Annotated in this window: 2 protein-coding genes; both read left to right on the top strand. The window is 56.0% G+C overall.

Going from position 1 to position 4172, the window contains the following annotated elements; translation table 11 throughout:
• The coding region (locus H5U08_RS11590) for an AAA domain-containing protein (RefSeq protein ID WP_297033169.1) at window positions 1-3154 on the top strand (3154 nt) is incomplete at its 5' end.
• A gap of 276 nt (window positions 3155-3430) precedes the next feature.
• Window positions 3431-4117 (top strand): hypothetical protein, encoded by a 687-nt coding sequence (locus H5U08_RS11585; RefSeq protein ID WP_297033167.1) that lies wholly within the window; start codon window positions 3431-3433, stop codon window positions 4115-4117.
• The last annotated feature ends 55 nt before the right edge of the window (window positions 4118-4172 follow it).

Raw genomic sequence — 4172 nt, 5'->3', positions numbered from 1 at the left:
CCTGATCCGGAATTGGTCGGAGGTCGTCAAACGGCTGTCGGAACACAGCGCATTTTTGCAGACTGTCAGCGTTACCTATCCAGAAGATATAGAGTTGAAGGGGCTTCTTGCAGCCGCCAGGCGAAGAGCGGAGCACTTTCGACGGGGTGGCAAACGACGTTGGCTGCTGTTCCTTACACCGCGTGTCGTCAAAGAAACAAAATTTGTCGAAGACCTTTGTCGTGTGAATGGCGGACCACCGACAAATTTGAGTGAGCTTGATGACCTGATCAAGTATCTGGAACTCAAAGAGTTGGTGCTGTCCGCCTTCGCGATGTGGCCGGGCAGGGTTGATGTTCCTGGCGGTGATGTGTTGGCGGCCGCGGTACAACTCCGGCAATGGCAAACCCAACTGGTGGCCCTCTTTCGTGCTTTCGAAACTGCCCGTTCTACGCTGTCGATACTCCCCATCCAGGACTGGCAAACAGTTTTCCTGAGTGATTCCCTGCAAGCGTGGGAGCAAGCCATTACGCGGGAACGGGCACGCCGAGGTCTGGCCCGTACTCAGCGTCAGATTGAGGAACTCGCCTCGCGATTGCGAGCCCAGTACCAGGAGTCCGGCGATCCCGCCGTCGCCAAGTGCCGTCAAGCACTGGAAAACATGGATCTTGAGCTTTGGCAGTCGGGCTGCGCCGAGTACTCCGCGCGAAAGGAGTTGCTTTCATCTCACGAGCGATACCTTGCCCTACGCGAACGTATTGAAAATGCATACCCGGCACTGAAGAACTGGCTGAGCGAGACGGAAGGCCAGGTGTCGGCTCGCCCCTTGATCGGCCAGCTTGCGGACGCGTGGCACTGGTCGGAGGCCCGGGCATGGCTTCGCCGGGTCACCCAACCCGGCCGATATCAGGAGCTGAAACTCTCTCTCGAGGAGCTACGGAAAGAGGAACGGGAGATTATCAGGCAACTTGCCAGCCTCAAAGCCTGGCAGGCATTCATGCTGCGGCTCGATGACCGCACGCGTCAAAACCTGCAGGCCTGGGTCAAGACCATTCAGCGAATTGGAAAGGGAACCGGCAAACGCGCACCGCGGTTACGGCGCGAGGCCCGCCGCTACCTGTTCGAGTGTCTTCCAAAAATTCCCGTGTGGATCATGCCGGTCCACAGAGTCTGGGAAACAACCAGCGTTGAACCAGGGATCTTTGACACGATTATCGTGGACGAGGCGTCCCAAGCCGGTCTCGATTCACTGCTCCTCCTCATGCTGGGCAAACGGCTCATCGTGGTGGGTGATGACCAGCAAAATAGTCCAGGGAAGCAATTCATCGAACAGGAACGGATCAATGGTCTCATCGATCGATATCTCAAGGGCGTACTCGATTTTGCAGAGAGCTACCAGCCCGACTTCAGTCTCTACGACCACGCCCTTCGGGCCTTCGGTCTGCCTATCACTCTGAGGGAGCATTTTCGATGTGTTCCCCAGATCATCCGTTTCAGCAACGATCTTTGCTACCAAGAGGAGCCGCTCATACCCCTTCGACAGGCCCCGCCTCAGGCACTCCCACCGCTGCAGGCCGTTTTTGTGCCCGCTGGCCGAACAGAGGGCGAAAGCCCCAACATCATCAACCGTGCCGAAGCCGAGGCCATTGTTGAGAAAATTCAGCAGTGTCTGGAAGATCCCGCGTACAAAGGTAAGACAATTGGTGTGATCACACTCCAGGGACAGGCTCAGATGGAGCTGATCCAACGGCTCCTCAGCGAGCGTATTGAACCACGGGAATTGGAAGAACGGAAACTCACCTGCGGAACTTCTCCCACCTTCCAGGGAGATCAGCGGGATGTCATCTTTCTTTCGCTTGTGGTGGCACCGAACCAACGTTTTCGCGCTTTAACGACAGACGACGAAAAACGTCGATTCAACGTGGCGATGAGCCGCGCCCGTGATCAGGTCTGGTTATTCCATAGTGTTCGGCTGGAAGATTTGTCACCGGACGACCTTCGCTACAGGCTCTGCCAGTTCTTTTATTCGCCGGAGCAGGCACTCTCCGACGGGGTGTACGCCCAGCGCGAGCACCTGGAAACATTTTTCAAACATGTCCGTAACCGCAAAACCACCCCTCCGCCATCGCCATTTGAAAGCTGGTTCGAGGTGGAAGTAGCCCTTGAGCTGCTCCGTCTGGGATACCGAATCCAACCTCAATGGGCCGTCGCTGGGTACCGGATCGACCTCGTTGTGGAAGGTCGCCAGAAACGCCTGGGAATTGAATGCGACGGTGACTCCTGGCATGGTCGCGAACAGTTTCTTGCGGATATGCATCGGCAGTTGCAGCTAGAACGCGTAGGGTGGACCATCGTGAGGATTCGGCAATCAGAATTCTACGCCAACCGCAAACGCTGCCTGCAATTCATCCTGGACAAATGCCGAGAACTCAACATCCGCCCGTGGACTGAGAGTGACTCGGAAACGCTCGAGGATGACGAACCGTGTCATGATCACTCTTATCCGCGCGATGGTGATGGGGATGCCAGATTTGAAACTCAAAACCGCCTCTACGAAGCCCCTGAGGCACGACAGTCGACGCCCGGAAATGGTTCAGCACACAATTGGGGGCTGAAAAACGGTGGCTTCTCAGAGAACCGAGTGCGGGAAACTCGGGGAGAATCAACTCCACCACCAAGGTCATCCAATCAGGCGATGTTGCTCCCGACCGGCGACGTTGCGCCTTCCGTACAGACGGCAGCGGTGCCCCGGGAGGCTTCAGAAATGGAAGATATCGACCTAGATGACCCACCCACGATTCGCTACCACCTGGACGTCCAGCAACCCCAAGAAGGTTCTGGTTCGCTTGCAGACCATGAGTTCATTGGCAACCTGATGGCCGCTCCAAAAGCAGCGCTGGCCAGTGTCATCGACAAATACTTTCCTGATGACGACAAAATTTGGAAGAGACTCGCGGCCTGGGCGAAGGATAAAGGACTATTTACTCCCTCAGCACGCAGGTTTCTGTACAGGGTGGGTGAATCCTGCTCGCCCCTCACGGGCTGGGAGTTGACGCCGAAGCAGAAAGCCTGGGCATGCGGTCTTTTTGCGGAGGCCGTGAAAGAGGGATACCTTTATGAAGTGGGCATCGATTGGTTGATTACAAAAATAAGCGGGGCGAATGATTTACAGTAACAGACAGAAATTACTGGCAGAGAACCATTGCTCATCTATCTCTGCTACGTTTGCACTTCCGCGAGCACGCTCCATCCGCCATAATTACCAGGGTGGCCGTTGGATGTGGGATTGCTGATGGCTTTTGCTCCGTGCTGACGCATGTCAGGCGTCGTTATTCTGCACGGTGACGTCGGACGGTTGATCCCCCGCCTGTTGCTTAACGGCTTCAGTACGAACATTGGGGGTGATATGAAGATAGCTTCCAGATTCTGCTGACAGGTTCGCCATCCTTCAATGGAAACTTCAATCCCCTGGGAACACGGAAGTGAATTTGCCTGGGTTTCGCCGCTGGGTGAGCCTTATCCAAAACCGATACTTCCGGCGGATGCGGTACTGTACGGAAACGGTCGGCAGGCTCTGGCGGCTGCCCTCCTCGCAGGAAAGAAACAGAGAGGTTGGCGCCGCTGTTATGTGCCCAGTTATATCTGCCAGAGCGTTGTGGAGGCGGTTCTTGCTACTGGTTTGGAGTGCGTCGCGTACCACGATCTACCAATAGGTCAGCCTGAGTTGAGTTACGGGAGCCTGCAGGCTTCTGACTCTGTGTTAATTGTCAATCACTTCGGTTGGCGCTCGCCCCAGTTTTCTCAGTTTATTGGAACGACATCCGCAGGGGTTATCGAGGATCACACACATGACCCATGGAGCGCCTGGGCGAGAAATTCCTCGGCCGATTTTTGTGTTGCGTCGCTGCGCAAAATATTGCCGCTTCCCGACGGTGGGGTGGTGTGGTCGCCCCGGGGATATCCCGTTGAGTCGCCTCCACGCGAAGAACCTGATCACCAGTGGGCAGGTCTTCAGAAATTGGTGGCCATGCTTCTGAAGGCCGAATATTTTCAGAAGGGTGTCGGCAATTTCGGGCCATCTGCTGGGTGGGACGAGGACCGTGTTGGTCGCCGAAGGCGAATCCGGAGGCATCGATGACAGCGGTGATGTCTTCCTCGGCGGCCAGGCCGTATTTTTTTCGGAATGAGCGATG

The organism is Thermogutta sp., assembly GCF_014359955.1.
Taxonomy (GTDB): domain Bacteria; phylum Planctomycetota; class Planctomycetia; order Pirellulales; family Thermoguttaceae; genus Thermogutta.
This window is presented reverse-complemented; position numbering and strand designations above follow the sequence as displayed.